A 23608-nucleotide genomic window follows, 5' to 3' on the forward strand; every position below is an offset into this window, starting at 1 on the left:
AAAAAGTGTCGGGACTAATAGGGAGTAATCATGCATTTTTCTACTTTTCGTGAATTTTTAACTTATCTTGAGCAGCAAGGTGAGTTAAAAAGAATAACTTACCCTATTAATCCTTATCTTGAAATGACGGAAATTGCTGATCGGGTATTACGTCAGCAAGGTCCGGCGCTATTATTTGAAAACCCTATCGGTTACGATATGCCGGTACTTTGTAATTTATTTGGTACTGCCAAACGTGTTGCTATGGGAATGGGGCGGGAAGATACCACCGCACTGCGTGAAATTGGCGAACTATTAGCTTTTTTACGTGAGCCGGATCCGCCTAAAGGCATTCGTCAATTTTTCAATGTATTACCTAAATATAAGCAAGTGTTAAATATGCCGGTTAAACGCCGATCATCTGCACCTTGTCAGGAAGTGATTTTTAAAGATGACGAAGTTGATCTAAATCGTTTACCTATTATGCATTGCTGGCCGGAAGATGTGGCGCCACTGCTTTCCTGGGGACTGACGATTACCAAAGGCCCCTATAAAGATCGGCAAAACTTAGGGATATATCGTTTACAGTTATTAGGAAAAAATAAGTTAATTATGCGTTGGTTGTCACATCGTGGTGGCGCCCTTGATTTTGCCGAATGGCAACAAGCATACCCTAATGAAAAGTTTCCGGTTAGTGTCGCAATTGGTGCCGATCCGGCAACGATATTAGGGGCGGTAACCCCGGTACCTGATACCTTATCAGAATACGCTTTTGCTGGATTACTACGAGGCGGGCGAACGGAAGTTGTCAAATCTTTATCCAATGAACTGGATGTCCCTGCCAGCGCTGAAATTATTTTAGAAGGGTATATTGATCCAAATGAAATGGCGCCGGAAGGTCCGTTTGGTGATCATACCGGTTATTATAACGAAGTTGAGCAATTTGCTGTATTTACCGTTACCCATTTGACTCGTCGTCAAGATGCGATATATCACTCCACTTACACCGGCAGACCACCGGATGAACCTGCGGTTATGGGATTGGCATTAAATGAAGTGTTTATTCCCATATTACAAAAACAGTTTCCCGAAATTGTTGATTTTTACTTACCGCCAGAAGGGTGCTCTTATCGTATTGCTATCGTTACGATCAAAAAGCAGTATCCCGGTCATGCCAAACGAATTATGATGGGGGTTTGGTCTTATCTCCGTCAATTTATGTATACTAAGTTTGTTATTGTGTGTGATGATGATATTAATGCCCGGGACTGGAAAGATGTGATGTGGGCAATTTCTACCCGTATGGATCCGCATCGTGATACTACATTTATTGATAATACACCGATTGATTATCTCGATTTTGCCTCGCCTGTCTCGGGATTAGGCTCTAAAATGGGGTTAGATGCGACCAATAAATGGGCGGGTGAAAGCCATCGTGAATGGGGAAAAATAATTAAAAAAGATCCTAAAATAATTGCGCATATTGACGATATTTGGGATGAACTTGGTCTTTAGTCTGTTTTATCAATACTGTTTTTAGTTATTACCTCAATGCCATTTGGGTTAGTTAAAAAAGTGTTGCTAGAGAGTTAAAGATAGCTTTAAGTTGTATATACAATGATACGGGTTTTTATCCAGTTAATTGATATAACTGAGTTATCTTTATTGTTTTATAAACAAAAACTATTGCCTTGTGACGCAATTATGTATAATCACTGCCATGTTATGGTAAATAGAAAATTATGAGAAAAATACAAACTTTATTAGCTTTGCTATTATCGATAACTTTTACGGTAACAGCAAATGAAGCCAAAGTGCAGACCGATACCGAAATAAAGGTAAGCGATCCTAATGCATTAATTCCTTCTTTACAACTTTCTGCGGAAAAAGGTAATGCCGAATCGCAATACTCACTTGCCACTATTTATAAACAAGCTTCCGGTGATCAAAGTAGTGATTTAAAAGCGCTGTTTTGGTATGGAAAAGCGGCTGAACAAGGGTTAGCTAAAGCGCAAAATAATTTAGCTTATATGTATCTCAATGGCTTAGGTACCAAACGCAACTTACCTCAAGCAATTAAGTATTTTAAAATGGCTGCTGATCAAAATTATGCTTTAGCAAAGTATAATTTAGCGATGATGTATAAAAATGGTGAAGGGGTCGAAAAAAACATCCAAACGGCTATCGACTATCTGACCCAAGCCGGTGATGGCGGAGTGTATGATGCCTATCTTAATTTAGGTATTATGTACTATTTTGGTGACGGGGTAGAGGAAAATCGGATAACGGCTGCTGACTGGTTTAGTCAAGCCGCTAAAGATAACAACGCTGAAGCACAATATTATCTGGGGTTAATGTCTCAAAAAGGTGATGGGTTAACGAAAGACGATGTGGCTGCCACTTACTTTTTTACTCAAGCAGCTCAACATGGCCACGTATTAGCGATGTTTAATTTAGGGATTATCTATGCAACCGGTAGCGGTACTCGCCCTGATAATGAACAAGCTGCTTATTGGTTTACTCAAGCTGCCGAAGCGGGCAATGCCGAAGCGCAGTATAATATCGCTGTGATGTATGACGTCGGTAGTGGCGTTGAAAAAGACGAGAAAAAAGCGGTTGAGTGGTATTTCAAAGCTGCCGAGCAAGGTAGTGTCGATGCACAATATAATTTAGCCGTTAAATATTTACAGGGTCAAGGTTTAGAGAAAGATAAAAAGAAAGCTATATACTGGTTCACTAAAGCAAGTGAACAAGGTGATCCGGATGCAAAAAATTATTTAGAAGAGCTTACTGTAGAAAAATAAAAAAAGGGCGCAACGCCCTTTTTTTATTTATGTGATTTATCCGGAATTACGCATACCTGCGGCAATACCCGATATCGTTATCATCAACCCTTGCTCTACAACACTATTTTCATCACTATGTTTGCGTGAACGATTCAATAGCTCCGCTTGTAATAAATTCAGCGGCTCAATATAGATATTGCGTAAAGCGACTGATTCGGCAATCCATGGTAAATCTGCCATTAAACTAATATCATCAGTAATAGTTAATACGGTGTTGATATCTTCGGTTAATAAAGTCCGTAACTCTTCGCCTAACGGCCATAAGATAGGGTCGACTAGCCTTTGTTCATAATATTCATGAATATTTGGTGCGGCTTTGGCGTATACCATTTCCAGCATCCCTAATCGGGCATTAAAAAATGGCCAGTTGTGATACATATCTTGTAGCAGATCTTTTTTACCGGCATTAATCACTAATCTTAACGCACTACCTGCACCGAGCCATGAAGGTACCATTAGGCGGTTTTGTGTCCATGCGAAAATCCAAGGAATGGCGCGCAAGCTTTCAATACCACCGCCAGTTCGCCGTTTTTGTGGTCTTGAACCTAATGGTAATCTGCCTAATTCTGCTTCAGGCGTGACCGCGCGAAAGTAGTCAACAAATTCAGCACGTTCACGAACGTAGCTTCGGTAACATTGGCAGGAAACGTCGGACATTTCATCCATAATATCTCGCCATGCTTGTTTTGGCTGAGGTGGTGGCAATAAGTTGGCTTGTAATATTGCTGAAGCGTAGAGCATTAAGCTACTTAACGCCACTTCGGGTAAACCAAGTTTAAAACGGATCATCTCGCCTTGTTCTGTAACTCGAAGTCCACCTTTTAATGATCCCGGTGGTTGAGAAAGTAAGGCGGCGTGCGCTGGTGCGCCACCTCGTCCAATTGAACCACCTCGCCCGTGAAATAGGACTAAGTTGACATGGTATTTTTCAAACAAATTGACCAGCTCTTCTTGTGAGCGATATTGTGCCCAGGAGGCAGCCAGTGAGCCGGCATCTTTGGCGGAATCAGAATAGCCGATCATGACCATTTGTTTACCTTTGATCTGTTGGCGATACCAAGGAATATCTAACAGCTTTTGCATGACAGATTTGGCATTGTTTAGATCTTCAAGGGTTTCAAATAGCGGGGCAACAGGGATATTTTTTTGGCAGTCAACTATCTTTAATAATAGGTAGACCGCTAAAATATCTGAAGGTGCTTTGGCCATTGAGATGACGTAAGATGCAATCGATTCTTCGCCTGCTTTTTTAATTACCCGACAAGTATCTAATACTTCTTGCACCATTTCATCAGGTTGCCAGTTGTATGGAAGTAGTGGGCGATTGGATTGCAATTCGGTTAATAAAAATGCCTGCTTTTCATCTTCCGACCACTGCGCATAGCTGCCTAAATTCAGCTCTTTGGTTAATGCATCGAGTGCTTCTGTGTGCACTGAGCTATCTTGACGAATATCTAATCTTACCAATTGAAGACCAAAACTTTTAATACGGCGTAGCGTATCAAGCAGTGGACCATGCGCAATGGTTGACATTCCGTTTTCAATCAAAGATTGATAACAGGTATAAAGCGGTGTCCATAATTGTTCATTTTTAAGCAAGATATCATGGGGAGCTAAGACTTGTTCATTATTTAATAATGAAACAATATAGCTATGGGTTTTTACTAAGCGTGAACGTAGTTGCTTCATCACCATGCGATAGGGTTCTGAGGCTGATTTATTCGGTTCATCTAATAGATCAATCACCGATTGGCTACATTCAGTCATGGATAATTCACGCACTAGTATTTGGATATCAGCTAAAAATAGTTCGATCGCCTTTAATCTGGCTTGTAACATGACTCTTTCGGTCACATTGGCCGTAACATTCGGGTTACCGTCCCGGTCCCCCCCCATCCATGACGTAAATTTGATAGGTACATGTTCAACCGATAATTCTTGATTAAAGGCATCAACCAGCTGGTCATTAAATTCCCGTAAAAACAGTGGCACACCTTCCCATAAACTGTCTTCGATAACGGAAAATCCCCATTTTGCTTCATCTAGCGGCGTTGGGCGTTTTTTGCGAATTTCATCGGTATACCATGCTTGGCAAACTAACTGTTTTAATCGACGCATAATGCGTTCTACTTCATAATCGGCTAAATCATTATGATCCAGTTGTGATAAACAGCTGTTAATCGCCGTGTAAGTATTAATCATAGTACGGCGATTAATTTCAGTTGGATGAGCGGTTAATACCAATTCAATAGACAGATCGTTAATTGCTTGCGTTATGGTTTCATTGGAAAAATTTAAGTTTTTGAGCGAATTAAACAACTCTGTCATTTTTTTAGGACTGCTCGATGCTTCCCCATGCGGTGAAATGCCATAATATTCGGCAGCAGTATTAACCAAATTTAAGAACTGATTGAATGCCCGTGCAACATGCAGTAAATCATGATCATTAAGATTCTCAATTAATTTAAGCAATTCGCTATGCGCTTGCTTATTTCCTTGTTGAGCTGATTTAGATAGTTGTCTTATTTGTTCAACTAAATCAAATGTCTGATTACCGGTGGCACGTTTAATTGCATCACCCAATAATGTGCCTAACATGTTGACGTTGCTTCGCATTGATGAGTATTTACTATTCATTCTATTCTCGTTTTTATGTATATTTTGCCTAAGCGCCTTTAAGCTGTATGACCAAAATGACAATTTAAAGAATTAGGTTTAAATATGAGTTAATATGCTCAGGTTATATACTTTATAACAATGTTTCTTTGAATTTAAATAATAAAATTTTATGGACTTTATTAATTTTACTGTTTTTATTATAGTTGATACCCATGTTAAGCTAATCAAACCCTGCTAATAATTTCGTTTTTTTTACCTTTTTGTTCATTTTATGTCTGTTTTTCCATGAACAGATTGTCAGTAAACTGTATCTTATAAGCATTTGGGTATATACTAAGGGAATTGTGAATGTATATTGGGTTATTAAATGAACGCTATTTTTTATATTGCGTCAATTATTGCTGTTATTGCCAGTATGAAAGTGATTATTTGCTTACGTGTTGATAAAGCTATTTTGTACCTAGCTATTTCACTTTTTGCTACAGCATCGATATTTATTCTGCTTAAAATCTATCTTTCGGCTATTTTATATATGATCTTTTTTATTGGTGGTGCAATCGTGCTGTTTATGTCGGTTGCAAGTCTCCTTAAAATAAAGGTTGATAATGTCGAAAATGGTCAGCGTGGTATTAGCCCTAAAATTTGGTTAGGCCCACTCATTTTAGCGTTTATTTTACTGGTTATACTCATTTATGGTGTTGTAAGCACTGACTATTCTCAACTTCGAGAATCGCACGAATTGATGCATGAAATGTCAGTATATGCTTACATTTTAATGGTCGAATTAGCTATTTTTCTGTTATTAGGTGCCGGTGTAATTGCTTATCATTTTATGCATCGACTTTTGTTGGAGAAATAATATGATACCACTTATGCATTGTCTTATTCTTGCGTCTATTTTATTTGTGATCGGACTGTTAGGCGTGATGATTCGACGTAATTTATATTTTTTATTACTCAGCCTGATGATTATGAATAATGGCGTAATCGTTGCCTTATTTGCTGCAAGTAGTTCATGGCAACAATCAGACGGGCGAGTGCTCGCTTTATTAGCTGTAATAACTGTTATTGCTCAAGCTTGCGTTGGTCTTGCTCTACTTATGAAATTAATTTACCGTCGCAAAATCTCTAATATTGACTCACTGAGTGAAATGAAAGGATGAATTTACTTTATTTAGCAATCATTATTCCCTTAATATCTTTCTTAATTCTGGTTTTTATGGGAAGGCATATTCGTTCAATTGATGTTATTATTTTTGGTAACAGTACCATGTTGCTTATAGCATTAATTACCGTTTTTTCATGTATTGATTTTAATTCCAATACAGTGCCGGATATGACCTTAGTCTATACCCGATCTTTATGGACGTGGTTTTCGGTCGGTGATTTTGTTGTGCCTCTCTCATTAACTTTAGATGGGTTATCGTTAATCTTTTTAGTTTTAACCTCTTTTTTTGGTATATTAATCTACTTTTTTGCCGCTTGTTATCTAAAATCAAGACAAGATATCTATACCTTCTATGCCTACAGTAACTTATTAGTTGCAAGTATTTTAACTGTGGTACTGGTGGATAATCTATTTGTTATGTTACTCGGTTGGGAAGGGGTGAGTATCAGTACTTACTTGCTAATTGGGATCTATTACCAACAAGCTCGAAACGGTTATGCGGCGGTTAAAGCATTTGTGATGATGCATTTAACGGATATCTTTTTGATAATTGGTATCTTTTTACTTTATCAGACTGTCGAAACTTTAAATATTCATGATATTTTAACCCAAGCGCACGAAAATTTAGCTATTGATTCTGATATCATCTTTTGGATAACCTTTATGCTATTTTTGGGTGCGATGAGTAAATCAGCCCTTTTCCCTATGCATTCATGGTTTGCCCAAACCACACTTGCACCAATGCCGGCAATTGCTTTAATGCAATGTTCTACCGTTATTTTTGCTGGCGTTTATCTGGTTTTAAGATTAAGTAACTTGTTTATGATGTCATCTGATACGCTTTCTATCATGATGTTGATATCTTCCCTCACGGTGTTATTTGCCAGCTCAATAGCGTTGGTACAAAATGATATCAAACGAATCGTGACTTATATTAATTTGGCTCAGATAAGTTACCTGTTCTATGCATTTTCTACCAAAAGCTGGGACTTATCACTTAATTGCTTAATCAACTATGCTGTTACCAGCACGCTGTTAATACTTGCGTCAGCAATTTTAATTCGAAATTGTCAAGGCGAGCGTGATATCACTAAATTAGGTGGTCTACACAAGACTAACCCAACCTTATTTGTTGTATTTTTGTTAATTATGCTGTCGTTAAGTGCCATGCCATGGGTGTCAGCGTCATTTTATATCAAAGGGGATATTATTTGGGGACTTATGGCGCAAGATAGTCTAATGTCCGGTACGATTGGTCTGATTGGTATCTTATTGTCTAGTCTTTGTATTTGGCGCTTAATTTTTATGGTGTTTTACCATAAATCTAAACATCGCAAGTTAACTAAAACTAGCTGGATATATTATTTGCCTATTTTTATCTTACTGATATTTCCTACAGCGCTATTTATCTATTTTCCATTTCCGATTCAAGGCATTATTCCTATTGCCGATATTGACACAAAAGGTCGAATAACATTCCAGTTGTTACTCGCCGCTGTAACGTTATTGAGTTTTGTGATCGCTTACTTCTTTTATGCGCATCCTAATAGTGAAGTGCAGGAAGTGCTTAATACGCCAATGGTTAAATTCTTTGGCAGATTATGTAAAAGCGATTGGCACTTTGACTATTTATTACACACGCTATTTGTTAAACCTTATATCTATTTAGCTAACTTGTTAAAACTTGATCCATTAGCCATATGGGACAATTGGATCATGTTGGGAATTAAAAAAATAAATGCATATATTGTCAGCTTAGAAAATGGGCATATTAGATGGTATATGGTGTCAATTGTCATAGGTAGCATTATGATTTTAATGTTACTGATTTTTATTTGATAAAGGTGTGAACTTTCATGTTGTTATGGCTTGTTTTTTTACCGGTATTAGGCGGATTTGTTGGCTGGTTATGCCATATGTTTTTGCAAAGAACTGTCAACACTAACCAGCTACAAGTACGTTGGCAAAAATTGCCTATGATGGTTGCTTTCACTACCATATTAATAACTTTAATATTGGCAATTACTTTATGGTCACATGCGATAAATACCATTGAGCAAGGTGCTAATTGGGCTGAGGAAGTCAATCTTGAATGGATCCCATTATTGGGCATTCATTTCCATTTAGTGTTAGACGGTTTATCGATGATTGTTATTACCTCCTCGCTATTCATCGTTTTGCTCACTATTGTCTATTCTTGTAAAGAAAACCTGACTAACAGTGGTTTATTTTATCTATGCCTATTATTTATGGCGTCAGCGGTTATGATGTTGTTTGTCATTACCGATCTGTTTTTAATGTTCTTTTTCTGGGAAGCGGTTGCCATTCCGATTTACTTTATCATCTCTTTATGGGGTCGACGGGATTCAAGTTCACAATTACGCTTTAATGGTGCCAGTAAATTTTTAATTTATACCCAAGTAAGTAGTTTAATGATGTTAATCTCGATTGTGTCATTAGCTTTAATTAACTGGAATTTGACTGGGCATTGGACTTTTGATTATCAAATACTGACTAAAACACCCATTTCGAGCCATACCGAATTTTTAATTATGCTAGGTTTTTTAGCGGCCTTTATCGTACGAATCCCATTTGTGCCATTCCATAGCTGGCTTATTGATGCGCATATTGAATCATCAACCACCGGTTCGATGATGATTAGCGGTTTACTACTTAATACCGCAACATTTGGATTATTACGCTTTGTGGTGCCACTGTTCCCAAATGCAACGCTGGTCATTATGCCATTTATATTGGCTTTAGCGCTCTTTACTGTTGTTTATGCCGCTTTACTCGCCTTTAATCAAACAGATATTAAAAAACTCATTGCTTATATTCATATTGCCTTAATGAGTTTTGTTACCGCAATTATTTACAGTGGCTCGGTCGTTGCTTATCAAGGTGTGGTGATTCAAATGATAGCCATTAATCTTGCTATCGTAGGCATGTTTATGGTCAGTGGTTTATTAGCTGAATGTTATTCGACAAGAAACATCAATCAGTTCACCGGCTTAAAAGAACAAGTGCAATATCTATCATCATTTACGCTATTTTTTATTTTGGCGGTGTTAGGTATCCCCGGTACTGCCAATTTTATTGGTAATTATATGATGTTATTAGGCAGTTCTTCATCATTTTCTTACTATACTATTATGTTAGTGATTGGCTTATTATTACTGTCTATTTCGTTTATTATCCGTATGCAACCGATATTTTATGGCGTTGTGGATAAAGCCGGGGTAACTAAACATCTGCTCAGTAAAATTGATATTTTATTGTTATCGAGTGTGTTGTTAGTGCTTATTTTTATTGGTTTATATCCGCAAGTGGTGTTAGATATGTCTTATTCTATTGTCAATCAAACCCAGCAGTATATAACATCAGAACGAGTAGGAGAGTAATAACTTATGATAGCTTTATCGCCAATATTTGTATTAAGCTTTGCCATCATTGTTTTGCTCATTGCTCTCTTTTATTTCAAGATTGGCACCAAATTATGTACAATTTTAACGGTGTTAGCGCTTAGCTGTGCGCTGCTTTGTTCGTCAATCATCGGCTATAAAATTTCGTTCAATACTCAAGCCATTACTGATATTAGTAATGATAACATGCAATTATCGGTTGCACCGCCTGCACCAGCTCAAGATCAGCCACCGTCAAGCGAAGAGACAATTGCCGTTGATGCTGACTCTACTGAGGACGCCAACCAACCGTCAGATAATGGTGAAAATAGCAGTACTGAGGAAAGTGATGCTAACCAAACGAATACCAATGAAACAAATACTAATGAAACCAATACTAATGAAACCAATACTAATGAAAATAGTGATGTAAACAGTAACGGAAATAGCAACCAAAATGCTAATGACGTTGCTAATCAAAATAACAATCAAGACAATACTCAAGAAAGTACTCAAAACAATACTCAAGAGAGTACTCAAAATAATACCCAAGAAAGCACTCAAGAAAATATTCAAGATAGCAACAATCCGGCACAAGCCACATCAACGCAGGAGCAATCGGCGGCAGATGATTCAGATGACGGATGGAAAGCCCGTCAAATTACTGCACTTTTTACCTGTGACGGATATGGATTGCTATATAGCAGCTTGATTTTAATTGTTGCTATTGTGGTTGCTTGCTTAGCTTATCGCTGGTTTATTCATGAGAAAATTCATCATGGGGTATTTTATGTCATTTTACTTTTCATGGCATTAGGCGGAGTGACATTAGTCTACGCCAGTCATTTAATCGCCTTTTTTATTGGTATTGAACTGCTTTCAATACCGTTTGTTGGTTTAATCGGTTATCAATATTCTCAGACGCACTCGTTAGAAGCGGCGGTTAAATATATGATTTTATCATCGATAGCCAGTGCATTTTTAATCATGGGGATTGCTTTTTATTATGCTACAACCGGTGAACTAACTTTTAGTGGTTTAAGTTATCAACTCTCAACAATGTCTTACCCAAGTACATTATTACTCATGGGCGTGTGTTTGATGTTGGTCGGTATTGGATTTAAACTCTCTTTAGTTCCTTTTCAACTATGGTTACCTGATGTTTATCAAGGTGCGCCAACCGTAGTTGCGTTGCTATTATCAACCGTTGGAAAAGTGGCAGTATTTTGTGCCATTGCCAGACTATTTTTGTTGGCGCCGATTGTGAATAATGAAACGATCCGTATTATCTTAGTTTGTATGGCATTTTGCTCAATCTTATGGGGTAACTTATTTGCCTTAATGCAAACTAGCTTAAAACGCTTATTAGCATACTCATCGATTGCCCATTTTGGTTATTTACTTGTTGCATTAATTGCAGTGCAATATCAAGTGTTGGCATTAGAAACCATTGGCGTTTATTTAATTGGATATATTTTAGCTAACATTTGTGTATTGGGTGTGATTAGTTTGGAATCACATTCTGATGAACTCCAAGATCACGAAAACGAAATAGATCTTTCCGGCTTATTCTGGCGCCGTCCAATTCTTGCACTTGCTATGGGTGTGGGGTTATTGTCTTTAGCTGGCGTGCCGCTTACCGCAGGGTTTATTGGTCGTTTTCTACTATTAATGTTAGGTGTGACCGCAGAATTATGGTGGTTAAATGCCGCTATTGTTCTTGGTAGTACATTAGGCTTATATTTTTATGCCCGACTTATTATCAACTTATATATCAGACCAGTAGGACGTGATGATCTCAATAGCAATCAAAACGTTAGCAAATCAACATGGCGTGATATTAAATTTAGTGAGTTATTTATTGTTTTATCAGCACTGCTAACCATAATTTGTGGCGTATATCCTAAATGGATGTTTAACTTAGTTAGCATGGCTCAATATTTAACCACATAACCACCATTTTCCGCCTTCATCATTTGATAGGCGGAATATTTTGCACCTAGATCTTTATTAAGCGGTGTATGTTTTTTGCTCAAACGTAGGTAATTTCTGAAAGACCTTGACAAGAAATAGTTAATAACAGATTTATTTATTGTGTTATAATTCTGACCTTTAATATTTTATTTATATCAAGAGGACAAATATGGACTTTTTTATTTCTAATGCGTATGCCGTTGAAGGGGCAGCAGGCGAAAACAATCCTTATTTCTTACCTATAATGCTTGTTGTGTTTGGGTTATTTTTCTATTTTATGATTATGCGCCCACAACAAAAACGTGCTAAAGCGCATCGTGAGTTAATGGCATCAATTTCTAAAGGTGATGAAGTATTAACCAATGGTGGACTTATTGGTCGTGTATCAAAAGTGAATGACAATGGTTATATTGCGTTAGAGTTAAACGATACAACTGAAGTTGTTATCAAACGTGACTTTATCACATCTGTTTTACCAAAAGGAACAATGAAATCATTATAATAGTGTGTTAGCTATTATAGTTCATTGTGTTTATTACCTAAACCCACAAGAGAATATGTCGTGTTAAACCGCTATCCTTTGTGGAAGTACATTATGTTGGTCGTCGTAATTTGCGCCGGCCTACTTTATGCGCTTCCAAATATTTATGGTGAAGACCCCGCTATACAGATTTCAGCGTCTAATGGTGCTGAAATTAATGTTACCACACAAGATAATATCAAAAAGCTTTTAAGTGATAATCAAATCGAACCCAAATCATTGGTGTTTGAAAATAAATCTATCTTAATTCGTGTTGGTGATAATGATACTCAACTTAAAGCTAAAGAATTAATTTCTCAAGCCTTAGGTGATAATTATGTCGTCGCTTTAAACTTAGCACCTGCAACACCTGCTTGGCTAAGGGTATTAGGTGCCGAACCAATGAAACTCGGCTTAGATTTACGAGGCGGTGTTCACTTTTTAATGGAAGTGGATATGACAACTGCATTAAGTAAACTCACTGAGCAATCGGTTGAAAATATAAGAACTGAGTTTAAAAATAGCAATTTAAAGTACAAATCTCTTAATAAAAATAACAATCAACAAATTGTTATGCAATTTGATAATACTGACGATCGCAATAAAGCGATTACAAAGCTTAACGTATTACCAGATTTTAAATTAACTTCCCAAACTGATGACAGTATCGTAATCAATGTCAGCGACCAGCGTTTACAACAAGCAAAAAATGATGCTGTTCAGCAAAATACCACTATTTTACGTAACCGTGTTAACCAATTGGGCGTTGCTGAACCAATAGTGCAACGTCAAGGTGCAGATCGTATTGTGGTCGAGTTACCGGGAATTCAAGATACGGCATTAGCAAAACGTATTTTAGGTGCCACAGCTACATTAGAATTTAGACAAGTTAATGAAGAAGGATCAAAAAACCTTGCCGCTATTATCAATGGTGATATGCGTGTGCCATATGGATCGGAATTGAAATATATGGAAGACGGTTACCCGGTGCTACTGTTTAAACGAATTGTATTAACCGGTGATCATATTACTGATTCTTCATCCAGAGTTAGTGAATATGGCCGACCAGAGGTGAGTATCAATTTAGACAGTGCGGGCGGCAAAACGATGCTTGATTTCACCCAAAAGAATTTGGGAAAAGCAATGGCAACGCTATTTGTTGAATATAAAGATACCGGCAAACGCGATGAAAATGATAAACCAGTTCTTGAAAAACAAGAGCGAGTTATTAATGTTGCAACTATTCAAGGTATATTCAGCGATCGTTTTCAGGTGACTAATATTAAAAGTATTGATGAAGCAAAAAATTTGTCGCTATTACTACGAGCGGGTGCACTCATTGCGCCAATTCAAATTATTGAAGAGCGCACAGTTGGGCCGTCAATGGGGCAAGAAAATATCACTCAAGGTTTAGAATCGTGTATATGGGGATTGCTCATTTCCGTTATCTTCATGTTAGTGGTCTATCGCCTATTTGGTGTGTTTGCAAGTTTAGCGTTAGTGGCTAACTTAATTCTTATTGTTGGGGCGATGTCCTTATTGCCGGGAGCAACGTTAAGTATGCCAGGTATAGCCGGTATCGTTTTAACGGTGGGCATGGCGGTTGATGCCAATGTGCTGATTAATGAGCGGATAAAAGAAGAGCTCAGTAACGGGCGAGGGGTACAACATGCAATTAATGAAGGATATGCTGGCGCTTGGAGTAGTATTTTTGATGCCAACATCACCACATTAATTACTGCTATTATTCTTTATGCCGTTGGTACAGGATCGATTAAAGGCTTTGCCATTACATTAGGAATCGGTATTTTAACATCGATGTTTACATCCATTGTCGGAACTCGAGCATTAGCCAATCTTGTTTATGGCGGACGCCGTGTTGATAAGTTATCAATTTAGAGGTTTATTGTGAGTGTTGATAAAAAAGAAAATCATGATGTTAGAGAGCTCAATCATGGCCGCAGAGTCCTCGACTTTTTAAAATACGGCTTTATTGCTTTTGTCATTTCAATGCTATTGGTTGTTGCCTCTATTGTTGTTATCTTTGTCAAAGGCTTTAATCTTGGGCAAGATTTTACTGGTGGTACAACCATTGAGCTGACGGTAACTAAATCGGTTAACCTTGATGATCTGCGTAATAGTTTGCGTCAAGCTGGTTATCATGAGCCAGTGGTGCAATATTATGGCAGTAGTAAAGACATCATTATTCGTTTAGCTACTGCTAAACAAGAAGATGGCGCTTCAGCGGCGATTGATAATGCGTTAGGTTCACAAATCTCTAATTTGATACATAAAAGCATCGATGAAAATGCTCAAATCAAACGCATTGAATTTGTTGGACCAACCGTCGGGGCTGAGCTTGCACAAGACGGTATTTTAGCCATTTGCGCCGCTTTAGTCTGTATCCTAATCTATATTGCATTTCGTTTTGAATGGCGATTTGGTACCGGTGCTGTTGTGGCTTTAGCGCACGATGTTATTATCACAGCCGGTTATCTTTCATTATTTGAACGTGAACTAGATTTAACCATTATTGCGGCGATGTTATCGATAATTGGTTACTCGCTAAATGATACTATCGTGGTATTTGATCGAATTCGTGAAAACTTCAGAAAAATTCGTCGTGCATCCCCTTACGATGTGATTAACATCTCGTTAACTCAAACATTACATCGTACGTTAATGACTTCAGGTACTACACTTGCGGTTGTTATCATTCTGTATATTTTTGGCGGATCGATGTTAAAAGGATTCTCAGAAACGTTAGGGGTTGGTATTGTTCTTGGTACAATCTCTTCAATTTATGTGGCGGCTTATATGTCACTTAAATTAGGCGTTAAACGTGAACACTTTATGCCACCAAAAGTAGAAGTAGAAGGTGCAGATCAACCAGCTATTCTGCGTTAATATCTGAACGCTACCGTTTATCGGTAGCGTTTAATTCGGTTGTTTTTCAAACAAACAACATCAAACCGATTGACACCTACCATTTAGTTGCATATTATTAGCCGCAGTTTTATTCATTTCATTTTGGGGCCATAGCTCAGCTGGGAGAGCGCAACGCTGGCAGCGTTGAGGTCAGGGGTTCGATCCCCCTTGGCTCCACCAATTTAAGATTTAATCATCTTTTAAATTCTACTTAGTCAAAAGCTCTCAGCGCGCAAAACTTATTTTTACCCCCATTCCGTGGTATTACCTATTGCAGGTGTGGGTTTATTTTTTTCTATTTCGGTATGGATCACGGTGATATAATCGGGAATTGTTGGCGCTTCACGGTAGAAGGCAACCCATTTTACTCCGGTATTAATATTGCTCATGTTTAACTTTTCCGTGTTTAAAATTTTCTTGTAGTTCTAAATTACTTTAAAACTTACGAATATAAATATTAAAAAGTGTCTATTAATACCTGCATCCATTCAATTAGTACTTCGATTGAATCGTCAAATTTATCGCATATAAGATCTTGGCTAAAAAAATGATGATCCTCCTCATTATTGAATGATGATATGTAATTTTGTAATTATTCATTAATATTAAATTTTTGTTTGATATTGGCTAACTCTTCTAATGAAGTGGCATTAAACGCTTCAATCATCCATTCAGGCCAACCTTGTCCTTTAATAATCTCTTTTTTGAATTGGGTTTCTTGTTCCCATTTGTATTTACCGTCGTTTAAGCTGATTAAATCGTTCGCACACATAAAATTATTGACCCAACCCCAGACCAGATAACTACCAATTCCATTGCGTAGCGGATCTAACATAATATGATCAATGGTTTTATGGGTATTAGGTTTGCAAACCATTAAAATGGTGGAGTTGAGGGAATATCGGGAAAAGTTATGCACTACCACCCCGTGTAAATCCGCCCAATCGTATTCTTTAATACGCTTTTTATTGGGGTGTAAAAAAGTTAATGGATTGCGTAATACCTTAAAATTGAAAAAATAACTTTCATTGATATACACTTTACCGGTTTTACGGTTGAAAATAATGGGGCTTCCCCGACGTGTAAATAGATTCTGATAAATTTCAGGAATAGATACATAGATTGCAAATAACGAAATAATCTGTATGAAAATAATTAAAAACAGTATTGAATCTTCTTTTTCAGTATAGAAATCTATCATAAGTAAAATACAGACATAAATAACAGGTATCAAACAAACAAATACTATTAAAAAAATACATAAATATAAAAACTGATTAGATAATGTCTTACGAATAAAAGCACAAAAATTATCATTAGCATACAATAAACGTTCATCGGCTCCGGTTAAATAATTACCGCCTTTAACTAAATCACCTATCCAACCAGGGATTTGGGGTTGATATTTTGATGGCATGTTAACTTCTGATTCCTTCTTTTATTTGTTTTACATCCTAGCTTGTTATCACGCATTAACATGGTGCTTTTGTTTGATTTCGGCTAACTCATCTAGCGTTGAAGCATTGAATGCTTCAACCATCCATTCAGGCCAACCTTGTCCTTGAATAATCTCTTTTTTGAATTGGGTTTCTTGTTCCCATTTATATTTGCCGTCATTAAAGCTGATTAAATCGTTCGCACACATAAAATTATTGACCCAACCCCAGACCTGATAACTACCAATGCCATTGCGTATCGGATCTAACATAATATGGTCAATGGTTTTATGGGTATTGGGTTTGCACACCATTAAAATGGTGGAATTGAGGGAATATCGGGAAAAGTTATGCACAACCACCCCGTGTAAATCCGCCCAATCGTATTCTTTAATACGCTTTTTATTGGGGTGTAAAAAAGTTAGTGGATTGCGTAATACCTTAAAATTGAAAAAATAACTTTCATTGACATACACCTTACCGGTTTTACGGTTGAAAATAATGGGGCTTCCTTTGTGAGTAAATATCGTTTGGTATAATAATGGAATAACGATATACAGTGCAAACCAAGTTGCAAAAAGAATAAATATTCCTAAATTCAATATGTTTTGTTCTGTATCTGTATCTGAATTGAAATGAATAATCAAGTCTAAACATAGGATTATTATTACAATTCCCAAAATTACTGCTATTGTATAGATAACTATATAAAAAATTTTATCAGACAATACCTGTCTTCTAAAAGCACAGTAGTTATCATTGGCATACAATAAACGTTGATCGGCTCCTGTTAAATAATTACCGCCTTTATCTAAATCGCCTATCCAGCCAAGGATTTGGGGTTGGTATTTTGATGGCATGTTAACTTCTGATTCCTTCTTTTATTTGTTTTATATCCTAGCTTATTATCACGCATTAACATGGTGTTTTTGTTTGATTTCGGCTAACTCATCTAGCGTTGTAGCATTAAACGCTTCAATCATCCATTCAGGCCAACCTTGTCCTTTAATAATCTCTTTTTTGAATTGGGTTTCTTGTTCCCATTTGTATTTACCGTCGTTTAAGCTGATTAAATCGTTCGCACACATAAAATTATTGACCCAACCCCAGACCAGATAACTACCAATGCCATTGCGTAGCGGATCTAACATAATATGATCAATGGTTTTATTGGTATTGGGTTTGCATACCATTAAAATGGTGCTATTGCGTGAATATCGGGAAAAGTTATGCACCACTACCCCGTGTAAATTCGCCCAATCATATTCTTTAATACGTTTTTTATTTGGGTGTATATAGGTAAGTGGGTTTTTTAAAAATTTAAGATTAAAAAAATAACTTTCATTAACATATACTTTATTTGTTTTACGGTTAAAAATGATTGGTGCACCACGACGAGTAAATAAGTTTTGGTATAATTCAGGTAAAACAGCATAGAACCCCAGGCAACAACACAAAAAACAAAATATGCCCAAAATTTCAATTTTCAAATCATGTGAAATATTGAATACAAAGACTAAAAATATCGATAAAACAATTGTTGGAATCAAACAAATAGTTGCTAATAAAAAAACGAATATATAAACAATCTGTTCTGATTTCGGTTTCCTAATAAAAGCACAATAATTATCATTAGTATAAAGAAGTCGATTATCGGCCCCCGTTATGTAAGTGGGACCTTTATTTAAATCGCCAATACAACCGGGTATTTGTGGGCGATATTTTGAAGCCATTATATTCTCCTTGCTTTAATGGTTTTCTTAAAATTTCCCTTTTTTAGTAATAATTAAGGGTATTTCTTCACGATTATTGTATTGAATAATTATTTGGTATTTATGAATGCTATACCCAGACTTACTTCCTGCTGACCATATGTCAATGGTTAGTCCATCCATGTCTAGATCGCTTGGTTTTTCGTAAGCAATATGTTTTATATCAGTGTTTGTGATTTTAGTTAGCACATTTTTGGTGCCATCAGGTAATGTTTTAATAAATACAAATTCATATGGTTCTGAGATATACATTTGACCTTGTGAATAACTTCTGCGCTTATTTTCTAATGCAGCATTAGCATATAGTTCAAAAAATTGTTTTTTATCTAATATTATTTTGTTTCCATTTACACCTAAAGGGTCATTCACATTAGTTAATTTAACCCCATTATCTAAGCTAGCTTGATATTTTACATCTATATAATCAGTTTTTTTACCAAAATTATTGATAAAAAACCTAATATAAACAGTTAAGTTTTCCTTTTCGTTAAAGCTTGCAAATTGAGGAATATTTAAATAAAAATAGATATGATTTTGATTTATATTAGCAGAAGTTTGACCTGGTTTGGTTGGTGCATTAATATTCAATATTTTGTTATGTAAAAAGGTTTGAATATTATAAGTTGCTATCGCATAATCATTTAATGCTAATCCAAAACCTCCGTGGTCACTATAATCGTCTTCTTTATAAGCGTTATAGCCCAAAAAATCAAACTCCTTTTGGTTGCCAAAACAGCAGCGGTTTAACCAGTGTTGAATAGGGGTTAAATTATCGTATTTTTTACTAAACATAATCATAATTGCCCCTGCAATCACCATAATGACACCAACAAGTATAAGTATCCACCCCCCTGCAAATAAAAGTATTAAAGAACCAACTCCTGACATAAGCGAACCCATAACACGAAGAGCCATGTAACTTTTATCTTCCATATTCATCATCTCTAATGCACTAATCAACTCTCCACTAGCCTCGATTACAGATATTACCCCAAATACTTTATTGACCGTGTTAGATATCATACTATTTAGGTTGATTTTTGCATTAAGCAGATTCACATTTTTACCTACATTAAGCGCATCTTTTAGTTGCATATTCAGTTTCACATTTTTATATTGGCTGGTGATATCAACAGTAATCAGTCCTAACGATAACAATTCCATTGATAGTTTTCTTTTGGTTATTTGGTCACCATCACCTTCTTTAACTTTATTCCAGTCTTTAATGATATCGTTAATATTCATTAAATTAATACATCCTAATACCCCTGCAACATTAAGATTAGCATTAAAGGTAATTTTCCCTTTTTTAATTTGATTTTCAGCAGGATCTATCTTAATTTGTTGATCAATCTTTGTTTTCAAATTCTCATTGAGCACTACAATATCATGCATTTTTCCAATTTTTTCATCGATTTTATTTCTGGCTCGATTTGTGTTTTTGTCACTGGTTTCGTTCAATATTTGAGTAGTAGTTGCTTTGCCTCGATTGGCATGTTCTAAGCTCTCAAGATGTATTTTTTTCTGATATATTAATTTGAAATAATCTTTATAGGCTTGTTCCATAAATTTTTTTAAATTATAAGGACTCAATTTGCTGTTGATACTATTTATAAAGTTAACAAACAAAATTTTAGTTTGTACGTCAGGAAAACATAAAGTAAATTTGACCTTTTGTACTTTGCCCGACCCGTTTTTGACTGGCTTTTCATCGATATCAAAATTTTCAAGAAAGGCAAGTTCGTGTGGGTGATAAATTCCCCTGTTAAAAAAAGACCGATGCATTTGTGTAAATAAATTTTGAATTTTAGTAATATTTTTGGGTTTAACCTCGACATTAATCTCAACCGCTATTGCCCCAAGTTTGGCAAGTTGATCAAACGCATTTAATCGCATCCACTTAGTTTTAATTGGGAAACGTAAGGTATCTTTTGCCAGAATTGCCTGTTTTTTAAGTGCTGTACTCGCTAGCGGTTTGCTTTCAAGTGAAGCTGCCGCATCAGAGGTTTGGGTAATGTTAGATAATTGTTGTTCAATGGCTTTAAGTTCTTTATTTAGTTGCTGAATTTGGATTTTATAACCTTGTTTTTGTTTTCTAAGCCGTTCACGTGTTATAGAATCGCTGTCTGGAATGTTTTGCTTTTGCTTTTCCAGATTGGCTATTTTTTGTTGGTTTTGCTTGATTTCAACCTCTGCTTGCTGCTTATTTTCATGTAATACTTTTATTTTATTTTCTACATTGTTATCAAGCTTTCCTTCAATAACATTATTAATAACCGAAACAGTTTTAGTCAGATGTTGAATAAGTTCACGAGGTTTTAACAGGCTATTATCCGTCAGATCAACATAAATTTCTTTATCATGATCGATTCCTTTAGGGTTATCGTATTCACTGATATAGTAAATACTTTCGGGGTTACTGAGTAATTCGTCCCATAATGCGCTATCTTCATCCAATTTTATTTCAGAATGGGTGGTATCGAGTAACATATTTGTTACTTGCGATAAATAAACTAGTTGCGTTTCTTGAGTGCTAAAATCAAATTCACGTTGCCAAAAATGGTTGGTGTTGAGGCTGAGCGGTTGTTTTTTACTAAATTTTGAGGTAAAGCCGTCCTTGCCGAATAACCAACGTGCATACGTAAAGTAGTCTATCGACCACTCTTTGTGGTAATTCACTACTTCTGTATACGCTTCTTCTAATTCATCTTTGAAGTCGTCAATTTCTTTTTGATTGATGAAATCATCAAAATCCTTAAGCTTTTCTTTCTTTTCTGAACTCAAATGACCTATTTTATAATGCATTCTTGTCGATTGTGGAATTCCATTATAACCTTCTTTGTCATCACCCGAATTTTTTAAATTTTCAATGCTTTCCAATGCTCTTGCTATTTCTTGATCATAAACGGATACGATAGATGATCGATATTGTTCTATTAATTGCAATATCATGCGTTTTTTTAACATCACCGGTTTATAATAGTTAAATTTTCGCTGTAACTCAGGATTAAAGGTTTTGAACATGTTTTTCGCACGTTGTTCATAAATTTTATTCAGCCTATCAACATCTTCAAAACCGTTTATTGTTTCTTCTGCTAAATTGATTTCATTGTCAGTCAGTGGTTGTTCATTAAATATATTCAGATGAACAATTCGCTGCGTGTTGAGTTCTTCGGCAATGCCAAACGTGTCTTCTAATACGACTCCACACGATATTGGTTTCGATCCTTTATATAACAGGCTAGTATGCCTTGCAAATTGCTGTTTTTGTTGTTTAAAACTATTAAAGGGATGCGCCGATTCAAAGAAAGGTAATTTATTATCATCAAAGCGAAATTCTAATACTTTGCTGGGCGTTTCGGTATTACTTACCTGCCCAAAGATATCTGTAAACGGGACGGCGCGGTTACCAGTTGCTTCTGACGGTGAGTGCGCTAGGTTAGTTATATCAATTCGTGTAAAACGGGATAATACTTGATTATCTTGCTCTTTTAAATAATTTTCAATCACGGTTTTACTCCACGGTTGCGAACAGTACGCCACCCATGCTTGAGTATAGTGTTGTTGTAGATTGATAAATGCTGCCGGAATAGTGTGACAGGCGTTTTTACAGGCCTTTGATATCGGTCTTGGCTCGGTATGAGCAAGTTCATGGTTGTTTTTTAATCTTAACGCCCCTTCAATACATTCATAAGTATGCATTATTCGACTATTTATATCTTCACCTTGTTGTTGCATAACATAGATGTAACCGTTTCGTAAAGTCCGTAAAATATAACCATAATCTTGCAATTCTTCATTTGGCATACGGGATTTAAAATTTAATTTTTTTGCATAATTCGCCAAATCTTGATAATCAACATTCGCCTTGAGCGTTTTATGTTCTTTCATTTTTATTACTGCTTGACGCAGCAAAAATACCGGTATTCCTGTACGACCACACGCAAGGCAATTACCACTGGCTTCATTTTTATTTTCTATGGCGATGTTTTCTGTTCTTTTCATCTTATACTCTTTAATTCTTTCTTTTTCCATTATTCTGTTAATGGGTGGATTTAGATTTCAAGGTTAATATTGGCGTCAATGACATGTTTAGACAATGTACTGGGTGACTGTTGTGCTTTAGGGATTTGTTCAAGAACTTGTGGATGTGTTGTAAATACATGCTGGTAGCGTAATCCATTCAACCCCCAAAACAGAATATCGGCAACATCGGTTAAGCCTAATTTGTCAGCTTGCTCAATCAGTTGTGTTGCTTGTATGATTACCTGCTTTTCAAGTGGCACATTTTTTTGTTCTTCAAATTGTGTGCGGTTATTTGCCCATGCATTAACAAGGGTGCGAATGACCCTTATTTTTTTTAAACGCTCACAGTATTGAGTGTTCCATTTTTTTTCTATTATTGGTTTGTCGTCGTTTGTATAGCGAATAAATTCGCCGTTGTGAATTGAAGGATAGTAATAGTTTTCAATTTGTGAAAATTGGGCTTTTAACCATGCGTTATCTTGATCTGAACCGGATTCATGTAAAAATTGCATTCGAAAAGGCTCAAAGAAGGGATAATAACGTTGTCGCAATGTTTTAGCGATGTTATTACCAATATTAATAATTTGTTTTGCCAGTATTGATGGTTTAAGGTCAGTGACGATAAATGCACAGATATAACGTTTAGACCAAAAACATTCGACTGTAGCTTGCATCGTAATTTTGTCAATTATTGCCTGTTCTAAAAATTGATAAGGTTCAGCAAGCATAACCAGTGTCGGACATACACTTGGATCATAATCTAAATCCGTGCGCAAAACCGTTGTAAGTTTTCTTTCGCCAAATGATTTTTCTTCACCGTATAAACTCTGCAACCCTTTATGTGATAATGGACTGACCGAATTTAGAACGACTAAATTATCAACTAGAAGATAGCGATATTTGTTGAAACTGGCTCTTTTATTTAATTCTGTAAGCATA

The 23608-nt window shown here is 36.2% G+C and carries 17 protein-coding genes and 1 tRNA gene; 11 read left to right on the plus strand and 7 right to left on the minus strand.

What is annotated here, in order from left to right; all coding sequences use genetic code 11:
* Nucleotides 1-30: 30 nt before the first annotated feature.
* Together ubiD and J3U74_RS00095 are read left to right on the plus strand one after the other, a co-directional pair.
* On the plus strand, nucleotides 31-1494 hold the full coding sequence (ubiD, locus tag J3U74_RS00090; RefSeq protein WP_267329863.1) for a 4-hydroxy-3-polyprenylbenzoate decarboxylase: 1464 nt from the start codon (nucleotides 31-33) through the stop codon (nucleotides 1492-1494).
* Between the two features lie 227 nt (nucleotides 1495-1721).
* Nucleotides 1722-2783, plus strand: coding sequence for a tetratricopeptide repeat protein (locus tag J3U74_RS00095; protein ID WP_220218145.1), 1062 nt, complete (start codon nucleotides 1722-1724; stop codon nucleotides 2781-2783).
* A gap of 36 nt (nucleotides 2784-2819) precedes the next feature.
* On the opposite strand, the gene ppc is transcribed toward J3U74_RS00095, so the two are convergent.
* On the minus strand, nucleotides 2820-5462 hold the full coding sequence (ppc, locus tag J3U74_RS00100) for a phosphoenolpyruvate carboxylase (protein ID WP_220218144.1): 2643 nt from the start codon (nucleotides 5460-5462) through the stop codon (nucleotides 2820-2822).
* A gap of 349 nt (nucleotides 5463-5811) precedes the next feature.
* Here ppc and J3U74_RS00105 point away from each other — a divergent pair, with 349 nt between their 5' ends.
* The 9 genes from J3U74_RS00105 to J3U74_RS00145 all read left to right on the plus strand — a co-directional run bounded on the left by J3U74_RS00105 (nucleotide 5812) and on the right by J3U74_RS00145 (nucleotide 15615).
* Nucleotides 5812-6303 carry an NADH-quinone oxidoreductase subunit J gene (locus J3U74_RS00105; protein ID WP_267329864.1) on the plus strand — a complete coding sequence of 164 codons (492 nt, stop codon included), beginning with the start codon at nucleotides 5812-5814 and terminating at the stop codon, nucleotides 6301-6303.
* A gap of 1 nt (nucleotide 6304) precedes the next feature.
* Entirely contained in the window at nucleotides 6305-6607 is a 303-nt protein-coding gene (gene nuoK, locus J3U74_RS00110; protein ID WP_220218142.1) for an NADH-quinone oxidoreductase subunit NuoK, read from the plus strand.
* Nucleotides 6604-8451, plus strand: a complete 1848-nt coding sequence (locus J3U74_RS00115; protein ID WP_267329865.1) for an NADH-quinone oxidoreductase subunit L — start codon at nucleotides 6604-6606, stop codon at nucleotides 8449-8451. The genes nuoK and J3U74_RS00115 overlap by 4 nt, the downstream gene beginning before the upstream one ends.
* Before the next feature lie 17 nt (nucleotides 8452-8468).
* Nucleotides 8469-10013 carry a complex I subunit 4 family protein gene (locus J3U74_RS00120; protein ID WP_267329866.1) on the plus strand — a complete coding sequence of 515 codons (1545 nt, stop codon included), beginning with the start codon at nucleotides 8469-8471 and terminating at the stop codon, nucleotides 10011-10013.
* Nucleotides 10014-10019: 6 nt separating this feature from the next.
* Nucleotides 10020-11966, plus strand: coding sequence for an NADH-quinone oxidoreductase subunit N (gene nuoN, locus J3U74_RS00125; RefSeq protein WP_267329867.1), 1947 nt, complete (start codon nucleotides 10020-10022; stop codon nucleotides 11964-11966).
* Between the two features lie 190 nt (nucleotides 11967-12156).
* Nucleotides 12157-12489: a preprotein translocase subunit YajC gene (yajC, locus tag J3U74_RS00130; protein ID WP_220218138.1), complete on the plus strand. Its 333-nt coding sequence runs from the start codon at nucleotides 12157-12159 to the stop codon at nucleotides 12487-12489.
* A gap of 60 nt (nucleotides 12490-12549) precedes the next feature.
* Nucleotides 12550-14406, plus strand: a complete 1857-nt coding sequence (secD, locus tag J3U74_RS00135; RefSeq protein ID WP_267329868.1) for a protein translocase subunit SecD — start codon at nucleotides 12550-12552, stop codon at nucleotides 14404-14406.
* 9 nt (nucleotides 14407-14415) lie between these two features.
* Complete coding sequence (gene secF / locus J3U74_RS00140) at nucleotides 14416-15414, plus strand: protein translocase subunit SecF (protein ID WP_220218136.1); 999 nt, start codon at nucleotides 14416-14418, stop codon at nucleotides 15412-15414.
* A gap of 125 nt (nucleotides 15415-15539) precedes the next feature.
* Nucleotides 15540-15615 (plus strand) — tRNA-Ala (locus tag J3U74_RS00145).
* 65 nt (nucleotides 15616-15680) lie between these two features.
* Here the strand turns inward: J3U74_RS00145 and J3U74_RS00150 are convergent.
* The 6 genes from J3U74_RS00150 to J3U74_RS00175 all read right to left on the minus strand — a co-directional run bounded on the left by J3U74_RS00150 (nucleotide 15681) and on the right by J3U74_RS00175 (nucleotide 23607).
* Complete coding sequence (locus J3U74_RS00150; protein WP_267329869.1) at nucleotides 15681-15824, minus strand: hypothetical protein; 144 nt, start codon at nucleotides 15822-15824, stop codon at nucleotides 15681-15683.
* Between the two features lie 203 nt (nucleotides 15825-16027).
* Nucleotides 16028-16852: a DUF6708 domain-containing protein gene (locus J3U74_RS00155; RefSeq protein WP_267337925.1), complete on the minus strand. Its 825-nt coding sequence runs from the start codon at nucleotides 16850-16852 to the stop codon at nucleotides 16028-16030.
* A gap of 48 nt (nucleotides 16853-16900) precedes the next feature.
* Complete coding sequence (locus J3U74_RS00160; protein WP_267328900.1) at nucleotides 16901-17731, minus strand: DUF6708 domain-containing protein; 831 nt, start codon at nucleotides 17729-17731, stop codon at nucleotides 16901-16903.
* A 48-nt stretch (nucleotides 17732-17779) separates the two neighbouring features.
* The gene (locus tag J3U74_RS00165) at nucleotides 17780-18604 is read right to left on the minus strand and encodes a DUF6708 domain-containing protein (protein WP_267337926.1); all 825 of its coding nucleotides are present in this window, start codon (nucleotides 18602-18604) and stop codon (nucleotides 17780-17782) included.
* A gap of 27 nt (nucleotides 18605-18631) precedes the next feature.
* Nucleotides 18632-22678 (minus strand): toxin VasX, encoded by a 4047-nt coding sequence (locus J3U74_RS00170; RefSeq protein ID WP_267337927.1) that lies wholly within the window; start codon nucleotides 22676-22678, stop codon nucleotides 18632-18634.
* A gap of 20 nt (nucleotides 22679-22698) precedes the next feature.
* Nucleotides 22699-23607 carry a hypothetical protein gene (locus J3U74_RS00175; protein WP_267329872.1) on the minus strand — a complete coding sequence of 303 codons (909 nt, stop codon included), beginning with the start codon at nucleotides 23605-23607 and terminating at the stop codon, nucleotides 22699-22701.
* Nucleotide 23608: the final 1 nt, after the last annotated feature.

This window comes from Gilliamella sp. B3892 (assembly GCF_026536305.1).
Classification (GTDB): domain Bacteria; phylum Pseudomonadota; class Gammaproteobacteria; order Enterobacterales; family Orbaceae; genus Gilliamella.

Excerpts from the sequence above, each read along its gene's own strand:
- ubiD (WP_267329863.1), top strand. The coding sequence starts at position 31 with ATGCATTTTTCTACTTTTCGTGAATTTTTAACTTATCTTGAGCAGCAA.
- J3U74_RS00095 (WP_220218145.1), top strand. The coding sequence starts at position 1,722 with ATGAGAAAAATACAAACTTTATTAGCTTTGCTATTATCGATAACTTTT.
- ppc (WP_220218144.1), bottom strand. The coding sequence starts at position 5,462 with ATGAATAGTAAATACTCATCAATGCGAAGCAACGTCAACATGTTAGGC.
- J3U74_RS00105 (WP_267329864.1), top strand. The coding sequence starts at position 5,812 with ATGAACGCTATTTTTTATATTGCGTCAATTATTGCTGTTATTGCCAGT.
- nuoK (WP_220218142.1), top strand. The coding sequence starts at position 6,305 with ATGATACCACTTATGCATTGTCTTATTCTTGCGTCTATTTTATTTGTG.
- J3U74_RS00115 (WP_267329865.1), top strand. The coding sequence starts at position 6,604 with ATGAATTTACTTTATTTAGCAATCATTATTCCCTTAATATCTTTCTTA.
- J3U74_RS00120 (WP_267329866.1), top strand. The coding sequence starts at position 8,469 with ATGTTGTTATGGCTTGTTTTTTTACCGGTATTAGGCGGATTTGTTGGC.
- nuoN (WP_267329867.1), top strand. The coding sequence starts at position 10,020 with ATGATAGCTTTATCGCCAATATTTGTATTAAGCTTTGCCATCATTGTT.
- yajC (WP_220218138.1), top strand. The coding sequence starts at position 12,157 with ATGGACTTTTTTATTTCTAATGCGTATGCCGTTGAAGGGGCAGCAGGC.
- J3U74_RS00150 (WP_267329869.1), bottom strand. The coding sequence starts at position 15,824 with ATGAGCAATATTAATACCGGAGTAAAATGGGTTGCCTTCTACCGTGAA.
- J3U74_RS00155 (WP_267337925.1), bottom strand. The coding sequence starts at position 16,852 with ATGCCATCAAAATATCAACCCCAAATCCCTGGTTGGATAGGTGATTTA.
- J3U74_RS00160 (WP_267328900.1), bottom strand. The coding sequence starts at position 17,731 with ATGCCATCAAAATACCAACCCCAAATCCTTGGCTGGATAGGCGATTTA.
- J3U74_RS00165 (WP_267337926.1), bottom strand. The coding sequence starts at position 18,604 with ATGGCTTCAAAATATCGCCCACAAATACCCGGTTGTATTGGCGATTTA.
- J3U74_RS00170 (WP_267337927.1), bottom strand. The coding sequence starts at position 22,678 with ATGGAAAAAGAAAGAATTAAAGAGTATAAGATGAAAAGAACAGAAAAC.
- J3U74_RS00175 (WP_267329872.1), bottom strand. The coding sequence starts at position 23,607 with ATGCTTACAGAATTAAATAAAAGAGCCAGTTTCAACAAATATCGCTAT.